The following is an 18,128-nucleotide window of genomic DNA, read 5'->3' as shown; positions in this document are numbered from 1 at the left end:
CCTCGCAAATGGTTGGCTATTGGCTTTGTATCGGCATTGGCATTACTCAACATAACCAGAGGAACTGGTACAAAGCGTAGTTAAAAAGAGCTTCGGGTTTGACAGTGAATTAAACGGCTTAACGGCCACCCAATTTACTGAGTAAATGATTTAGTTGTGCCTGCTCGTCGCTAGTTAACACTGCCATACGACGTTGTTGTTGCAGGTGTAACTCTATAACTACTTTGTCAATCAAGGTTTTACCAGCAGTGGTCAATTGTACTAGCTTGCTACGTTTATCTTCAGGGTTATCTACGCGCTCGATTAACCCCGCTTGGGTGACTCTGTTTAACACTTTAGTTAAGCCACCAGAACTAAATAACATCGCTGAGTACAAGGTGGTTGGCGACAGACAATAAGGAGCGGGATAACGGCGGAGAGTAACCAAAATGCCAAAGTCTGCCACCTGCAACTGATATTGCCCTATTGCACTCTCCAGGGTTTGATTAAAGCCATGATGAACGCGAACCATACGTAATATAGCCGGGGACATGGTCTCGTAGGCTTCTGGCCAGTTTAATTGGGTTGAACACAAAATACTGTCGATACTTTCTTGGTGCTTCAATTTGAATTCTCTAAACGCTAAGCAATATTAACAATATATCTTGCTGGAAAGGTAATTTCCAGATAGTATCTTTCTAGAAAGATAAATACGAGAAAATTATGCAACACAAGATTTCTAAAAAACTGATTTTATTGCTGGCATCGGTATTTGCGATGACGCCCTACGCCATTGATAGTTATTTGCCCGCTATTCCAATTATTGCTAACGATTTTGACGTAAATACCTCGTTAGTGGCGATAACTGTCAGCATTTACGTTTTTGGTATGGCCTTAGGCCAGCTTATTGGTGGGCCCTTATCCGATAAATACGGGCGGAAACCAGTGATGGTAGCGGGATTATTGATTTTTGCACTATGCAGCGTATTTTTGGCATTAGCTAACAGCCTGGAACTATTCTGGTTATGGCGAATACTTCAGTCGATTGGCGGTGGCGTTGCTGTGGTAGGAGTGCCGGCTGTTATACGGGACAACGCTGAAGGTAAAGAAGCTGCAAAGCTGTTCTCATTGGTCATGCTGATCATGATGATTGCTCCTTCTATCGCTCCTTCAATTGGTACCTTGATTCTACAAATCTCTAACTGGCATTGGATTTTTATAAGCTCTGGCATATTTGCTTGTGTAGTGGCGATATGGGGAATATTTGTAATGCCCAAACAAGATAGAAGTGCTGCACCTCATGCGAGTTCGATAGGCTTTTTGGATGTATTAAAAAACAAACAGGCTTTGGGTTACTTAGTTGCGCAAGCTTTTGCCTATGGCGTTTTGATGACGTTTATCACCAATGCCCCCTTTGCTTACATCATAAAATTTGGTATTTCAGAAGAGCTCTTCTCACTACTGTTTATTGCAAACGTAGTAGGAGTGGTGATGGTTAACCGCTATAACTCTTATAGGCTTAACCATACAGAACCTGAGCATATGCTGGTGATCTCTTTAGCCCTACAGTTGTTTGGTGGTGTGGTATTAATTAGCGCGCTAACAATTGCGCCTACAAATCTTTGGTTTGCCGCAAGTGGTTTTATCATTGTAATGGCTGCTACTGGCGGAACCATGTCTAACGCTAATGCCTGTTTCTTAAAACATTTTGCTAAAGGGGCTGGGACAGCGCAAGCCGTTCTAGGCGCAACGCAGTTTTTTGCCGGCGCTGCTATCAGCGCTATCGCAGCAGTGCTTTCGACAAATAGCTTGTGGCCGATGGTTCTCATCATCTCAGGTTCAGCGCTAATTGCCTTGCTGTCGACCTTAAAAGCTAATGCCTTAAATGCCCATTACTTACACCATCAATTAAAACATGGAGTCGGCTAATCTGGTCCGGCGAATCTCCACAAAGCCAAATACCTTGCTGTATTTGGCTTTCTCTACAAGTTTGTAATAACGCCTAAGCTAACAGCATTCTTGTTCAATGGTATAGAGTAACTCGCTGGCCTGCTTATCATCGCAAAGCGCAAAATACTCATATAAAGGATTCGTTTGGTTACCAATAAAGTTAAGGTTGTCACGCTTCATTTTTAGTTGTTCTGCCCTTTTACCTTTAAAGTAGTCTTGCCAAAGCTTACCGCCATGCTCAGCCGCTAAATGCTGGTCTAAAAGGGTGATTAAACGATCTGCATTTTCATCACAACGAATGTTGCAAAATGAAACATAACGGTCGGTACGTGTATTGTTCATGGTTAAGCCACCTCACTAAAAAGCTGCCTAGCAGTTATTACTAGGCAGCTTTAGTAAATTAAATTGAAAGTGTGTCCTTATTACTCTTCATGTAGGGCGACAACGAGGCCTATGGCTAGATCCACACTATTAGTCAATCGCGCACAACTCGTTCCGTTCGCCATTAAGAACAGATCAAAATAGCTGGCACTGATAAACGGTTCACGTTCTGCCATATCGTCTTCACTGCATTCAATAATTCGTATACTCGGATGATGCTTTTTAAAGCAAGCAAGTTGCTGCTGGTAATCGTGTTGGTTAGCTAATTTGGCAATAAAGGTATCAATCAAACTTTGACTCAGAGCTTCATCCGCTTGTTGGGCTTTATCGCTACAGCCGCAACGATTATGTTTTAGTTTGGCAGTTGATGGATTGTCATTCCCACATTGGCAAGTCCCCGCTTGCTGGGGCCGGTGAAGCTTACCATCGCCTTTACAATTACATTGCTTAGTCGCATGCGGTACATCGGGTTCTAAGGTAGACATAAATCCACCTCCTGCTTTTCTAATAGTCGCGCTAACCAACGTGGAGGGGTATCCATTACGTTTTGTAAGCGCTGAAGGATATCTTGGCTGGGTTGTGGCGTGAGTTGTTTTAACGGCAAGATATCAGCGCGGCTGACTCTGGCTGCAGCCGGTCCACCTATCGACAACGTCGCTAACAATTGGCAATCTTTTATTAACTCAATGAGATAAGAGGTACGCGCATCGCCACTGAGGTTTTCCGCTACCGGGCGTACATCGACTAACTGATAACCGCTTGCGTTAATTTGATAGACCAAAAAACGTAAACAAGAACCAAAATGACCATCTATTTGTTCTAAATTATTGGAGCTAACAGCCAGTTGCACCACTGGCCCTGCTAGCTCTTTTGCCGCAGGCACGCTGGGTGCCTGCATTTGGCTTATTTGATCAGAGGTTAATATTGCGTGTACTTGATTTACTTGGCCACGCTCTATGGTTAATCGAGAATCTTCCAGTACACCACGTAATACTTTTGGGCTTAACGTTCGCAGTTTCTTTTCGGTTAGCGGTTCGCTACATTGCTTTACCAGCAAACTAATAAACTGTTTTAAGCCTATTTCCGGCACCGCTTTAGATGCCATTGCCAGCCGCAAGGCCAGCTTATCACTCATTGGCTGTTTCATAACTGCTTCCTTGATTTATGGGGTCTTACCTCACTAGCTCATACTAAGCTCGCCTAGCTCTAAACGTTTTGGGCAAGCTTGGCGCTGGACTAACCGGTTCGATATAGAATTTACTGCCGTCGCCTAGCTCTATCTCCCCACCCCACTGATCATCATGATCAAACTGCAATGAGTTAATGGGAAGCTCTAGGTCCTTTTTAGCAATATAAGCTTGTAGCGCTCCAGACGATTCGCGACTTATGATTAAATTAGGCATTGCTGTTCCTTAAGCTGGCTGGGAATAACTCCCAGCCAGGCTTGGTAGTGGAGCTTAACGGACTAGGTCAAAGCCATAATCTGTTTTACCCATTTCACTGGTATCAAGATCTAGCTTGGCCAGCACCTCGTTGACTAAGGTCGTCAACATGTACATACCGCCTTCGTAACCTAATGTTGTGTTGCGGTGTAAATGGTGGCGATCGAAAATCGGAAAGCCTAAGCGAATTAACGGCACTTCAAACTCTTCACCTTTTGCTTTGGTGTCGCGCTGAATAAACTTGCCGTAAGAGTTACCAATCATAAAGTCTGGTTTGTTGGTGAACATCAATGAACGGAAATGCCACAAGTCTTTACCAACGTGGATCTCAGCATTGGCAGTAGATGGCGATTGCGCAATCAGAGCTTCCATCTTCTTGCGCCAGCGCTTGGCCGCGTTGTTACACAAAATGTGTTTAACTTCACAGCCTAGTTCTTGTAGGAACTTGGTTAAGCCCATCAAGTAATCAGGATCGCCATAGATAGAGAAGCTCACACCGTGTAACCAGGTATGGGAATCAGTCATCATGTCGACTAAACGGCCACGCTCGGTGGCTAATGATTCCGGAATTTCTTTGCCAGTAAGCTCAGATATTTTGATCAATAGCTCGTCTGTCCAATCTAAGCCCATTGGGATGTTGGTGGCTGGCACTTCATGTTTCCAAGTCCCTTCAACAAACTTTTTAGTTTTAACCAGCTGATCAGGTTGTAACAGTAAAGTGGTTATAGCGTTAGGCGCATCTTCTAGCTCGGATAGTGGTGTGCCACCCGCATACATCCGATATTCTCCATCGGCTGGGGTATCTAATACTTCTGATGGATCAGACAACAAACTGTAATCAACACCCATTTGCTGCATCATTTTGTGAATAACGCGGTAGTTACCCAAGTAGGTTTCAAAACCCGGTACCAAGTTAATTTTACCGTTACTGCCGACTTTCTTATCGTCCATGCTTTTTGCCGTGAAATACTTAGCAAAACCCTCAAACATGCCGTCCCATCCTGTGACATGACTGCCAACAAAGCTAGGTGTATGCGCAAACGGAGTGGGTAGTTCTTCAGGTATGTAGCCTTCTTTTTTGGCGTTACCAATAAAAGCATTTAAGTCATCACCAATCACTTCGGCCATACAGGTTGTGGATACAGCAATCACTTCAGGCTTGTACAACGCCAAAGAGTTTTGCAAGCCGTCAAACATGTTTTTCTGGCCACCAAACACTGCTGCATCTTCGGTCATAGAATCAGACACACATGCAACAGGTTCTTTAAAATGGCGGTTAAAATACGTGCGGAAGTAAGCCACACAACCTTGAGAACCATGCACATAAGGCAATGTTTTCTCAAAACCTAAAGCACATAACACAGAGCCTAAAGGTTGGCAGGCCTTGGCTGGGTCCACGGTTAGGGTTTTACGCGAAAAGTTTAGATCTTGATATTCTTGAGTGGTGGTCCACTCAAACACCTCTTTCACCTTTTCGTCGCTTGCCCCCTCTTCATGATCGCTACGCTTGCGCGCCATCATGTCTTTATATTCTGGCTGTTCGAACAAGGGGTAGCCAGGTTTGATATCGTCTACTTGTTGACTCATTTTCTCTCTCCTTTCGCGCCACTCATCTGTGAACTACGAATTGAGTTAATGTGTAAAGCGCTAGTGCACTCATCCTGATCTTGCCTAGCACTTAAGCCGCAGCTTTGGCACTTTTCCATGGTGGTGTTAGTTTGTCCCAACATGGGTTGTTTAAGGTCATATCCATATCGCGGGCAAAAATCGCAAAGCCATCAAAGCCGTGGTAAGGACCTGAGTAATCCCAGCTGTGCATTTGACGGAAAGGAATGCCCATCTTTTGGAAGATGTACTTCTCTTTAACTCCAGCACCAATCAAGTCAGGTTTAAGCTTTTCAGCAAAGGCTTCTAGCTCGTAACCAGTCACGTCATCATAAATAAGCGTGGCATCTTTCACTTCTGGTACGGTTTTGCTGTAGTCGTCGTTATGGCCAAACTCATAACCGGCTCCCACAATCTCCATGCCTAAGTCTTCGTAGGCTCCAATAACGTGACGCGGGCGTAAACCACCTACGTATAACATTACTTTTTTGCCTTCTAAGCGTGGGCGGTACTTGTCGATAACCGCTTGCCATTGTGCTTTGTAGCCAGCAATCACTTCTTCCGCTTTGGCTTGAATTTTTTCATCAAACTTGGCAGCAATAGCGCGTAGCGACTCTTCACACTTGGTTGGGCCGAACAAGTTGTACTCCATCCATGGCACACCATATTTCTCTTCCATGTGACGACAGATGTAGTTCATTGAACGGTAGCAGTGCACTAGGTTTAGTTTTACTGAAGGAGTGTTTTCAAGCTCAGGCAAAGTACCATCACCCGACCATTGGGCAACAACACGTAGGCCAATTTCATCAAGTAAAATACGTGACGACCAAGCATCACCGCCGATGTTGTAGTCACCTATAATGGCGACGTCGTAATCAGTAGTTGCGACTTCTTTGCCTTCCGATTTATCCAATACGTAATCACGTAAGGTATCGTTAGCAATGTGGTGGCCCAGTGATTGACTCACCCCACGGAAACCCTCACAACGCACTGGCACAATGGTTTTGCCAATTTCTGCGCCCTTGGTTTTAGCCACAGCTTCAATATCGTCACCGATAAGGCCAACTGGACATTCAGATTGAATCGACAAACCTTTAGCCAGCGGAAATAGCATTTCTACTTCGTCAACCATGGTCGCTAGCTTTTTATCGCCACCAAACACGATGTCACGCTCTTGGAAATCAGAAGTGAAGTTCATGGTGCCAAAGCTATTCACACCCGTGTAACCGGTGTAATAGTTACGACGCCCAGCGCGTGAGTATTGACCACAGCCAACTGGACCATGAGAGATATGTACCATATCTTTAATTGGTCCCCACACCACCCCTTTAGAGCCTGCGTAAGCACAACCACGCGCGGTCATTACACCGGGCAATGATTTACGGTTAGCGGTAATACAGCTGCCGGCTTCGCCGTCATTAGCACCTAAGTGCTTTTTGCGATCGGCTTTGGCTTTCTCTGGATAGACTTCTAGCACTTCATCGATCAGCGCTTGAGTCTCTGCTTTTTTATCTGACATTGCTGCCTCCTATAGCATTGTTATATTCACTAAGATGAGTGATTAAGCCGTTGCTTCTTCAGCTGTTTGACCAATGATTGATTCGTCTTCTTCATCCATGATGCCGAATTCCATCAATAGTTCTTCAAGCTCGTCCATCGTTACTGGTGTAGGAACAACAAACAGTTGGTTTTCAATGATTTTGTTGGCTAACGTGCGGTATTCGTTGGCTTGGTTACACTTAGGGTTATATTCAATTACCGTCATACGACGGATTTCAGCTTGTTGTACTACGTTGTCACGTGGTACGAAGTGGATCATTTGGGTACCGATTTTGGCGGCTAGTGCTTCAATAAGCTCATCTTCTCGGTCACATTTACGCGAGTTACATATAAGACCTGCTAAACGCACACTACCCGTAGCAGCATACTTACAAATACCTTTTGAAATGTTGTTAGCGGCGTACATCGCCATCATTTCACCAGATACAACAATGTAGATTTCTTGCGCTTTGTTTTCGCGAATAGGCATGGCAAAACCACCACACACAACGTCACCAAGTACATCGTAAAATACAAAGTCTAAGTCTTCTTCGTATGCGCCCTCTTCTTCTAAGAAGTTAATGGCAGTAATAACACCACGACCAGCACAACCAACACCTGGCTCTGGGCCACCAGACTCAACACAGCGAACACCGCCATAGCCCACTTTAAGTACATCTTCTAATTCGATGTCTTCCACTGAGCCAGCTTCTGCAGCCATTTCCATGATGGTGTTTTGCGCTTTTGCATGTAAGATTAAGCGCGTTGAATCCGCCTTAGGATCACAACCAATAATCATTACTTTTTTGCCCGCTTCCGCTAAAGCTCCAACCAAGTTTTGAGTAGTGGTAGATTTACCAATACCGCCTTTTCCGTAAATTGCACATTGACGAATAGCCATAATATTTCTTCCTATTAGCTTGATTAACGGTTCCCGTAGTAGCTATTGCGAATACTGTTCCAAGCCTTCAGAAAAAATATAAAGCACTGTAATATATGAATTTAATGTGTTTTCGAGTGTATTTAAACAATTGAACTAGCTGACAATCGCTCGAGCAAATGTCGCGTTTGTAGCAAAGGTGACTAGCGTATTGGAGGGATGGTTCGGTAATTTAGATGGTGTAGCACATGAGCTAAAACTAATTTTATGACCTATTAACACAAGCAATTAGCAGCACTTAATGTCTATTAAGGAATAATTCTTAGTAGCTCATCAAGCCGGATTAAATGGTGCAAACAAGGAAATGACTAAAAATTAATAAAAATAGTAAGAATGAAATCTATATAAATTCAAAGCGACTAAATAATGCTTTTAGGAGATTTGAGCAAATATCCGCCTTTTAAACGCCTATACAGCCCCTTTAAAGAGTGTTTGTTGCTGCCTGGTTTTCGGCTAAACCGCAGTATATAGCGACTTTCTTAAGTAAATAGTTTACTAATTACTCATTAGTAAAAATTTTGTGCTAAACATTATGTTAGACAGATATTGTTTACAGTAAGGGCTAAAGGATGAAGCCAGTTGTCTACGTAGATATACAAGGACAAATTTGGAAAGTGATGGCCGATGGTCAGTGGGTGAAAGTAACGCCTTCTGAAATAGTCGACACCAGTGTTCCGTTAGTAAAAAACGTCATTAATGAGTTAGCTAAAAATCCGCTATTGGAAACAACTGCTGAAGATAGCGAGACCGCAGCTCCTCCCCTCTATTCTCCAAACACCACTAACAATAGTACCAACCCATCTAGTCAAGGCGCTTCATTTGTGGTTAGGGTGCAACCAACCTTAGATGAGACACTTCCAGAAGCGGGTTTTACTACCCAGAATAGTGATTTAAGTATTAGCGCCACTGAAAACCAAGGGGCTCAGGCCGATGCTATCCCCCCCTTGAGTAACGATGCCGTTATAACAGTAAATATTATTGACGGTGGTGATGGCTACGAAAACCAATTTGAAGTGCCCTCGGTAGTAATACAAGGAAACACCATTGATGTTGAAGATGGCCGTGTGGTGGTTATCACCCTTACTGACGCTAGCGGACAAACCATTACCGTAAATGCAGTGGTCGACAACAACAGCTATCAATACCAAGGCTTAGATATTCAGCTGTTGAGTGAGGGTAAGATAGATGTAAACGCCAGCGTAACGGATTACTTTGGTCAATTTGTAGAGGCTAGCGATTCAACAATTAAAGATGTAGTGGCCACTATAGAAGCTGAAATAGATGGCCAAGGAGATCTTTATGTTAACCAGTATGAGCAATCCTCCACCCCTTTGCATGGTGACATAGTTGGCATAGAAAACGGACAAACCGTATTTGTGCAAATTACCGACCTTGCTGGTAACCAGCTTAATTTCACTACGGCGGTAGCTAACAACCAATGGCAAATTGCCAATAACGATTTATCTGGTCTACAAGATGGTGAGCTAAGCATTACCGCAAATGCTATAGATATTGCAGGTAATCCAGCAACAGCAACATCTACAATTACAAAAGATACCCAAGCGAGTATAGAAGCCCACATTGATGGCTTAGGCGACAACTACATAAACGCTGTGGAAATTACCACCACAAAGCTATTTGGTGACGTAGCGAATATTGAGAACGGTCAAAGCATTAGCGTCAGCGTAAATGATGGCAATGGCAGACAGCTTAACTTTGAAACCACCGTTAGCAACAATAGCTGGCAAATCAACAATGTAGATTTAAGTTCACTGGCCGAAGGGACACTAAGCATTACCGCTAATACACTAGATATTGCCGGTAACATTGCTACTGCAAACTCAAGTATTGTTAAAGACACCCTAGCGGAAATAAATGCAAATGTTGATGGCCAGGGTGACAACTATATAAACGCAGCAGAAGCACCCTCTACCCGTTTGTTTGGTGAGTTAAACAATGTTGAGGAAGGACAGGTAGTCACAGTCGTGGTTACCGATAGTAATGGTGATCAGTTAACGCTAGAAACTCAGGTCATTAATGGTGCCTGGGAACTAGCAAGCACAGACTTATCAAGCTTGCTTGATGGCCAACTCACGCTAGAAGCTTCAACCACAGACATTGCAGGTAATATTACCAACGCCAATTCAAGCATTGTTAAAGACACTCAAGCGACCATAAGCGCACGATTTGAAGGCAATGGAGACAATGCCATCAATCAATCTGAAGTAGGCTCAACCTTATTAGAAGGATGCTTAATTGACGTAGAAGATGGTCAAACCGTGTTCATTAGTGTTACTGACTCACTCGGGGGAAGCCTTAGTTTTGAAGTGCAATCATTAAACAATCAATGGCAAACCACCGAAAACTTGGCCAGTTTAGCCGATGGCCAATTGAACTTAACCGTACACACCACCGATGTAGCAGGTAACCCAACAACAGCCACCAGCGTAATCACCTTAGATACTGGTATTCCTACCATTGATATCGATACCTTAGATGGCTTTAACGTTGCACAATTTAAAGCTGGCACTCTCACTAGCCTACAAGGAACCACCACCGGCGTTGAACAAGGCCAGCTAGTGAGTATTCAAATAAGCGACGGAACCCTAAGCATTGAAGCACTAGCCAGCGTAGATAACAATGGTAATTGGGTGACCAACAACATAGATACCAGTAGCTTACAAAAGCTAGAACCTTGGACACTCAACACCTCAGTAAATGATGTGGCAGGCAATAACGCACAAGATGCATTACCTTTGTTAAACGAACCTGACCCTCATATTTTACTCGAAACAGACCTATACCAAACGGGCGTATTGGTAACCAACTCCAACGTAAACATTTACGATGCGCAAGCGATTAGTTTTGCAGAGAACCAGCCTGAACTGGCAGGTGTTGAATCAGAAGGCAGCGCGGTTGCCTTAATTGTCTCGGCAGACAATAAAACCCTAGAAGCGCGCACTGTTGATACCAACGAACTGGTATTTAAGTTTACTGTTCTGGCAAATAACTCTATTCAGACCTTAGTTTACCGCGCCCTAGACAACGACTTAAATACTGATGAATCATTTTTAACACCGATCATTTCAGCCACTCAGTATGATTCTGATGGAACCAGCGAAACCGTACTTACCCCCTTAGTGATTGCGCTTAAAGACTCCGTTCCTCAAGTGCATAACGACTTTGCTCAGGTTATTGAAGGTGAATCGGTTTTTGGTAATGTAACTGATAATGACTTTAGCCTAGACGGTGACTTAAACGTCACTCAAGTCACCGTTGACGGAGTGACTAAAGACGTGGGGACAATTCCTGCTGTCTTTGATACTGACCAAGGGCGTTTATTTGTTGATAACAGCGGATACTGGTTTTTTAATGCCAACCGAAATTTAAACCACCAGCAAGATCAAGAGTTACGGTTTGAGTATCAAGTCACCGATAGCTCAGGTGATACAGGCAACGCTTTTAACAACATAGTAATTAGTGATGGTGCCGCCGGTCATTTTGTTGATGATTTGGCTGTTAGCACCGAAGGTAATTTAGATAACTCACCTAACAGCTTTACTGAAACCTTTACGATAAAACCTGGGAGCGATAATCCAGACCCAGAAAGCCTCGCCTTCAGCGAAGCCACGCTAGTAGACTTACAATCGCTATTTCTAACCAGCAGCACGCATTTAACATCCCTTGATTACTCCTTAAGTGACGACGGTAAAACCATTAGCGCAGAAGTGCCTTTTATTGGCTTGGTATTTACTTTGAGTCTGACCAGCCTTGCAAATGGTGATGAGCTTATTGGAACAACCACCTTAACCATGTTTAATAGCATTAACCAGTTAAACAGCAGCGACTTAACCTTTCTAAAGCTCACTATATTGTCTAGCGACTTAGACGGTAGTGACAATGCACCAGGTATTGTTGAGTGGGGGCTCTCAGACGGTAATGATCCTCAGCTTAACAATAACCAAGCAGTGATGCTTAATGAAGCCGATTTAATTGCGGGTGAAGTTAGCGCCACAGGTAGTGTTGATTTGGTTGTGGGTAGTGATGCTATTGCTGCAGTCGCTTTTGATGAGCAACAACCAGCCCTTAGTAGCGGTGGCGAGCCTTTATCTTATGCTGTTTCTCCCTTCGGCAACACGTTAACTGCATATACCAACGACATAAACGACCCCGTATTTACCATTAGTATTCTTGACACTTTTAACGGTGAAACAAGCGAAACACTTGATTATGAGTTCACCTTATTTAAAGGCATAGACCAAAACAATGGCTCTCAGTTTCCAATAACACTAAACGTGCGTGATACAGACAATGATTCACAAAGCGTAAATTTAGACATTACGATAAACGATAGTAGCGATATTTCTATCGCGGTAATGGATATGCAACTAAGTGAGTCGCCGCGAGATCCAAGCACTCCTGTTGACGTATTTAGCACTGCCACTAGCTCAGTATCATTAGTCTCTAATCAAGATCCTATCGATCAACTGGCGCTAGATATAACCAATGGCGACCCAGTTTTAGATTCCAATAACAATCCTTTAAGTCAGAATGGCCAAGCACTTACTTGGCGCGACAACGCAGATGGCAGTTATGACGCCATACTAAGCACTAACGAAGTTGTATTCACAGTGAGCTTACCTGAAGACATAAACATAGCTGCTGACAGTGCTGCCGATGTAGACTTAACAATCAATCTCTATAGCCAAGTCGATCACTTACCCACCTCCCAAGAACAAAGCTTAACTATTGCTCTTCCAATAAAAGCCAGTGATTCCGATGGCACTTCGCAAACGGCCACATCGTTAGTAACTATTTTTGATGGTAGAGATCCGAGCATTAGCGCTGTAGGCCAAATAGAAGTAGAAGAAGCCGATTTAGCAGGTGGTAATCACCCTAATGGAGTGTCTAGTGTTGACCCAGTAATAAGCATAAAACAAGGCAGTGATGATATTGCTGAGTTGCGAATAGACACCGCGGCATTTAACGCCCTAGGGCTTGAATCTAGCGGTAGCCCCATAAGCTTAACAGCAGCCAATAGTGATGGTTGGTACATAGCCAGTAATGGCTTAGCGGAAGATATATTTCAAATTAGAATCAACCTAGATGGCAGTACCGAGTTTGTGCTTTTAGCCCCCCTCGACCACCCAGATGGGCTTGATGATAATCTACTTTCTTTAGATTTTAGCGTGACCGCCATTGACGCCGATGGCGATACTAGCTCGCCAGTTAATATAGCAGTGGCAGTAACCGACGATGTACCGCAAAGCGAAACTAGGTCCTTAGATTTAGTGGAGGGAGAAAACTTTACCACTCAGTTACTCAATGAAACTGTCAGTGGCGCTGATGGCGCAACGCTCATCAGCTTCAATTACATGGGCACTGATTACAACATACCTGCCAACGGTTCAGAAACAGTCCTATTATATAATCCAAATCTATTAACTGAGGTTTATGGCGAGCTGACTATTCATGCTAACGGCCAGTTAGAACTCACGACTGAGAGTGATGTAACCGAGGACCCTGCGTTAGTCGATTCCATTACCTATGTAGTCGAAGATTTTGATGGTGACCAAGTCACCAGTAGCGCCACTTTGAATTTGGGAGATTCTCCTGGGGTGATTAGAACCGAAGACGTGCAAACCACCGAAGACAATGAGGTTACTCTGTCTATTGAGGTTAGACCTGGTGATACTGATCAAAACGAAACTGTCACTAACATACTCATCGACGAAGCTTCACTAAATGGCGGAAGCTTATGGTTAGGCAACGTCCAACTCATTGCCAGTGGCGGTGTATTTACCATCACTGATTTAGAGATTGTTGATGGTAACGCCAAACCGAATGGGATTTTAACCTACCAGCCAGCAGAAAATGAGTCAGACACCACCAGTGCAGTAGATATTCTAGTGAGCGCCACTATCGATACGGCTACTGGAAACAGAACCATTAATGCTGACATTGCGGTATCTGTTTTGCCGGTAGCGGATACTCCGGTTTGGGACGGTGCTTCACAAACCATCTACAACATGGTGGAAGATGATGGTTCTGTGCAAACTTTAGACATTACCGCAAACTTGGTTGATCAAGTAGATGGCTCTGAATCATTAAGCTATCAATTTGCCGATTTACCTAACGGTTTACACTTAAGTCTAAACGGCAATGCCATTAAAGAAGGTAAAAGCTACACACAAGCGCAATTAGACCAAGTGACTGTTAAAGCAGACAACAACCTGGCGGGACAATTTGTATTTACACTCATTGCCGTCGCAACTGAGTCTGGCAACGTATTCGCGAGTCCAAGTGACCAAACGGCACAAACTAGCCAATCCATCACTGTAAATGTACAACCTGAAGCAGACCTACCCAGCTTGTCGGTAAGAGATATTAAAGGCTTAGAAGATCATGCCATTGATGTGAGTGAGGTTATCGCCGCGCAACTTACCGATACTGATGGGTCTGAAACACTCAGCTATAAAATAGTGGTGGACCCTGGCTGGCAGGTTGTAGGTGGTTCAAGTGCGCTCGATGGCCCAAATACCTACCTAGTTGATGCTAATGAGGTTGATGCAGGTTTAATAACTCTCATTCCTAAACAAGACATCAGTTCGGTTAGCGAAACATTGACCATCAGTGTTTCGGCAATTGCGACTGAATCAACCATTGATGGTTTAATACCAAGCCCTGTCTCAATAGAAACACCTGCTCAAACAGTCACCATTGAGCTTAAGGGTGTTGTAGATGAGCCTCTAGTTGCCGACTCTGGTGCTGGCAATTGGGCAGTAGACCAAGCCAACAACATCATTAGCAATCAAGTGAGTGTAAACGAAGATCAATTAATCCCCTTGGATTTTGAATTTAGTACCAGTGATAACGACGCCTCTGAGAGCATTAACCTGCTGATTACTAATCTACCCAGTGGAATTACTTTAGTTGATAACATGGGCGCTCCCTATCCCCTAGCGCCGGTCACGAAAGACCCAGTAACTGGAGGGGTCTATCAAATAAGCAACGACATTTTGTCTCAGCTTTATATAAAAACTACCGATGATTTTAGTGGCGAGTTGTCTTTCGACATCATCGCTATCTCTACAGAACCCGATGGAGACAGTGGCGATTTCAACTATACCGTTAATATTGAAGTGTCACCGATAGTCGATGAAAACGACGGGAATAACCTAACATCCCAAGCAGTAGAAGACCGCGAAGCCTCTCTAAATTTATTACCCGCATTAGGCGCTGATAGTGATGGCAGTGAGTCTGTAACTGGCTACACCATTGTAAGCTTGCCTACTGGCATAAATTTGTTTTACGAGGGCGTGTCGATAGACGTAAGCGCGGGTGGCTTAGATTTGTCTACTTTGTTTGACCTTAATACCACTAGCTGGGAAGAGTTTTTAGCCAGTGGAAAATTGGTTATTCAAGCAGATACCGATCTTAGTGGAAATTTTACCATACCCATCACCTACCAAGTCACCGATACCGCACCAAACGGCAGCACTGATATAAAAACTATTAATGCCGATTTGCAAGTGAACGTTGCCGCCAGAGTTGAGCTAAATACACGTTTAAGTGCCACAACAGAGCCACTTACTAGCATAGACGGCAGCGCCATCTCGCTTGATGGCAGCGTATTGTTCATTGAAGAGGATATCGATGGTTCAGAGTATCTAGACTACATAGAGATTGTGATCCCAGACGGGGCGTTCTTTGAAGTACACCACCCCAATGGTGCCACTATGGGGGCCAACAACAACTGGATCATTCCCGCCAATGGTTTAACCAGTGACGCTATAGTAGAAACAGCTGCAGATATACTCGCAGGTGCAACGCTGTTTAGTGCTTTAGATACCGATGAAACCACCATTATTGTAAAAGCAAGAGTAATAGACGGCGAAGATGCTCGGTTCATCTCGGCGCCTTTGCTGGTCCAAGTTACTGGGCATTCCGGCGGCGGAGGCATCCCTTGCACGCCTTCAGAGCCCGGTGAACTGTCTACATCCACTGTTGACGCGATAGAGGGAGAAGATATTAGTGTGGCTGGCCACCTTGATGGGGATATAGCCAATGATCCAAGTGATGTTATCTCGTTCTATATTTCGGTGGATGATCTACCTGAAAATGTAGAGTTAGAAGGCGGAGAAATTTACCCAGAGTACAACGCGCTGGGCCAAATAACTGGATATACGATTTCAGCTACTGCAATAGAAACCATGACCATTGTGGGGTTAAACGAAGATTATGCTGGCCAGTTACAGATCCCAGTTAAGGTAATTGTTACCGATACCTGCACAGGTGACAGTATTAGCGAACAGCAGTTCATAAATATTGAAGTGCAGCCTGTAGTTGACGATATTGGGCTAACGGTTTCTAGCAGCACCATTCAAGAAGACACCACAACAAACTTAAACATGGCGTTTGTTCTTGGCGATTCCAATATCGCTGGTGAAGGTATCGAGACGATAAACAGTTTACTCTTAACTGTACCGGCAAACAGCCAGTTCATAGGTGACTCTTCGATTATAGTAGACAATGGCAATGATACCTGGACAGTCTTAGACCCAAGCAAATTAAACGAGATTGAGTTTAGGCCACCAAATAATTTTAGTGGTCAACTCACTATCGACGTCTCAGCTAACATTACTGACCAAGCTGATGGCTTAGTAGATAATCAAACTAAAACAACCAGCGTAGTATTAGATGTACAGCCCGTTACTGACTTCGTGCTACTCGACGCTCTAAACAGCAGCGGCAATGAAGATAGCTATATAAAAATTGAGGGCTTATTAGCAAATGCTGTAGACCAAGACGGATCGGAAACCTTTTCGCTCAGTATCAGAGGAGTACCTGAGGGCGCAGTATTAAGTTATTTCGATGGCAGTAACTATCAACTACTTGAGAATGATGGTGCCGACGGCGGTAGTTTTAATGGTAATCCCACCCAAGCTTGGGGCGTGGATATCAGCCAGCTATCTGAGGTTTATTTAAGTCCTCCGCTCGATTTTAGCGGCGACATTCCCTTAGTGTTTGAAGCTATAAGCGTAGAAACAGGCACCAATGACTTTAAAGCCAGTACTCAAGACTTTGTTGTTGGGGTGATGCCAATTGGCGATGATAGCCAGTTTTTCGATGTCCCCGATAACATCACAGGATTAGAAAACGACGCCATTACCATCCCCGTTAATATCAGTAGTTTTGAAAGCAATAGCAATGAGCAAATTTTAGTGGGTGTTCAAATAAACAATAGCTCTGACCCTAGTGCACTGATTGGTTTAGATCGTATTTCTATTAATGGTCAAGAAGCTCGGTTTGTTAATAATGGTTCAGGATACATTGCCTCACTGCTGATTAGTGCCTCCAGCGTTTCCAGCATCGAGCTCTATGCTGGTGATGCCTTCGGACTACTCGATGTTAGCTTGTACTCCGAAACTAAAGACAGTGCCTTTGTATTAGGTACACAACAAAGTGATTTTGGGGATCTGGCCACAGAAAACCTCACGATTAACATTTCGCCCCTACCCGATCCGCCAGTAGTTAACCTGAAATTTAGCCACATTATTGCTGAACAAAGCGGCGATATCCCATTAGGCCTCAGTATGGAACTAACCAACCCTGCTGCTAACGAAGTGGGTAAATTAACCCTTTCAGGGATTCCTGATGGGCTCGAAATTTCGGGGCAAACAGCAGTGAATGGTGAGTTGGTTTTTAACTCTAATGAGGTGGCTGATTTAGCCATTACTGGTGGACACAATCTCGCCACCGATTTTACCTTAACGATAGATAGCTTTGCCAAGATAGATAGCGATAAAGCAGAAGGCATTAGTCAAGAGTTAGATATTTCATTAGTTGCTGTGGGCGACAGTACCCTTGAAGGTGGAATACAGCAAGATTTGATTGTCGGCGGCTCTGGAAATGATCTCCTTACTGGTGGCTTAAACAACGATGTATTTGCATTTAGGAGCGAAGACCAAGGCACGATTGTAGATCCAAGCGTTGATACGATAACTGACTTTAACGCGGCCGAAAACGCTGACGCGATTGACTTAAGCAGTATCTTAAACGGATTAGGTATAACCAATGGAACAAGTGCAGAAGCCTACATTGAATTAAGCGAGCTTTCCGGTTCGGCACTTATGACAATAAAACCAGACGCCAGTAACGTTACGCAAAGTATTCATTTATCGGGCGTAAGTTTAGATGACTTATACAAGGACGATGCTAGCGTGGCCGACCAATCTGACTTATTACAAAAAATGATAGACGACCAAAATCTCATTATAAGCTAAGGAAAA

10 protein-coding genes are annotated in these 18,128 nt (G+C 43.9%); 2 read left to right on the top strand and 8 right to left on the bottom strand.

The annotated features are described in order from the left end of the window. Positions 1-118 precede the first annotated feature (118 nt). Entirely contained in the window at positions 119-604 is a 486-nt protein-coding gene (locus Q4592_RS01600) for a MarR family winged helix-turn-helix transcriptional regulator (protein WP_303508910.1), read from the bottom strand. 98 nt (positions 605-702) lie between these two features. Between Q4592_RS01600 and Q4592_RS01595 the strand changes: the two genes are divergently transcribed. Further along, a complete protein-coding gene (locus Q4592_RS01595) occupies positions 703-1,908 on the top strand; it encodes a multidrug effflux MFS transporter (protein ID WP_303508908.1) in 1,206 nt (401 codons plus the stop codon). Positions 1,909-1,986: 78 nt separating this feature from the next. On the opposite strand, the gene cowN is transcribed toward Q4592_RS01595, so the two are convergent. The 7 genes from cowN to nifH form a co-directional block, all read right to left on the bottom strand. Continuing rightward, positions 1,987-2,271, bottom strand: coding sequence for a N(2)-fixation sustaining protein CowN (gene cowN, locus Q4592_RS01590; RefSeq protein WP_137673262.1), 285 nt, complete (start codon positions 2,269-2,271; stop codon positions 1,987-1,989). 80 nt (positions 2,272-2,351) lie between these two features. After that, positions 2,352-2,795, bottom strand: a complete 444-nt coding sequence (locus tag Q4592_RS01585; RefSeq protein ID WP_303508905.1) for a hypothetical protein — start codon at positions 2,793-2,795, stop codon at positions 2,352-2,354. Beyond that, complete coding sequence (locus Q4592_RS01580) at positions 2,783-3,457, bottom strand: NifB/NifX family molybdenum-iron cluster-binding protein (protein WP_303508902.1); 675 nt, start codon at positions 3,455-3,457, stop codon at positions 2,783-2,785. Before Q4592_RS01580 ends, Q4592_RS01585 begins: the two co-directional genes overlap by 13 nt. 43 nt (positions 3,458-3,500) lie before the next feature. Further along, a complete protein-coding gene (gene nifT, locus Q4592_RS01575) occupies positions 3,501-3,713 on the bottom strand; it encodes a putative nitrogen fixation protein NifT (RefSeq protein WP_303508901.1) in 213 nt (70 codons plus the stop codon). A gap of 54 nt (positions 3,714-3,767) precedes the next feature. Further along, on the bottom strand, positions 3,768-5,339 hold the full coding sequence (gene nifK / locus Q4592_RS01570) for a nitrogenase molybdenum-iron protein subunit beta (protein ID WP_303508899.1): 1,572 nt from the start codon (positions 5,337-5,339) through the stop codon (positions 3,768-3,770). Positions 5,340-5,430: 91 nt separating this feature from the next. After that, entirely contained in the window at positions 5,431-6,876 is a 1,446-nt protein-coding gene (nifD, locus tag Q4592_RS01565; RefSeq protein ID WP_303508897.1) for a nitrogenase molybdenum-iron protein alpha chain, read from the bottom strand. A gap of 42 nt (positions 6,877-6,918) precedes the next feature. Beyond that, positions 6,919-7,797 (bottom strand): nitrogenase iron protein, encoded by an 879-nt coding sequence (gene nifH / locus Q4592_RS01560; protein WP_137673268.1) that lies wholly within the window; start codon positions 7,795-7,797, stop codon positions 6,919-6,921. Between the two features lie 608 nt (positions 7,798-8,405). Between nifH and Q4592_RS01555 the strand changes: the two genes are divergently transcribed. Then, positions 8,406-18,122, top strand: a complete 9,717-nt coding sequence (locus Q4592_RS01555) for a hypothetical protein (protein ID WP_303508892.1) — start codon at positions 8,406-8,408, stop codon at positions 18,120-18,122. Positions 18,123-18,128: the final 6 nt, after the last annotated feature.

This window comes from Agarivorans sp. 1_MG-2023 (genome assembly GCF_030548385.1).
In the GTDB taxonomy this organism is placed as follows: domain Bacteria; phylum Pseudomonadota; class Gammaproteobacteria; order Enterobacterales; family Celerinatantimonadaceae; genus Agarivorans.
The sequence above is the reverse complement of the archived record's forward strand: the minus strand, read 5'-3'. Positions and strand labels throughout refer to the sequence as shown.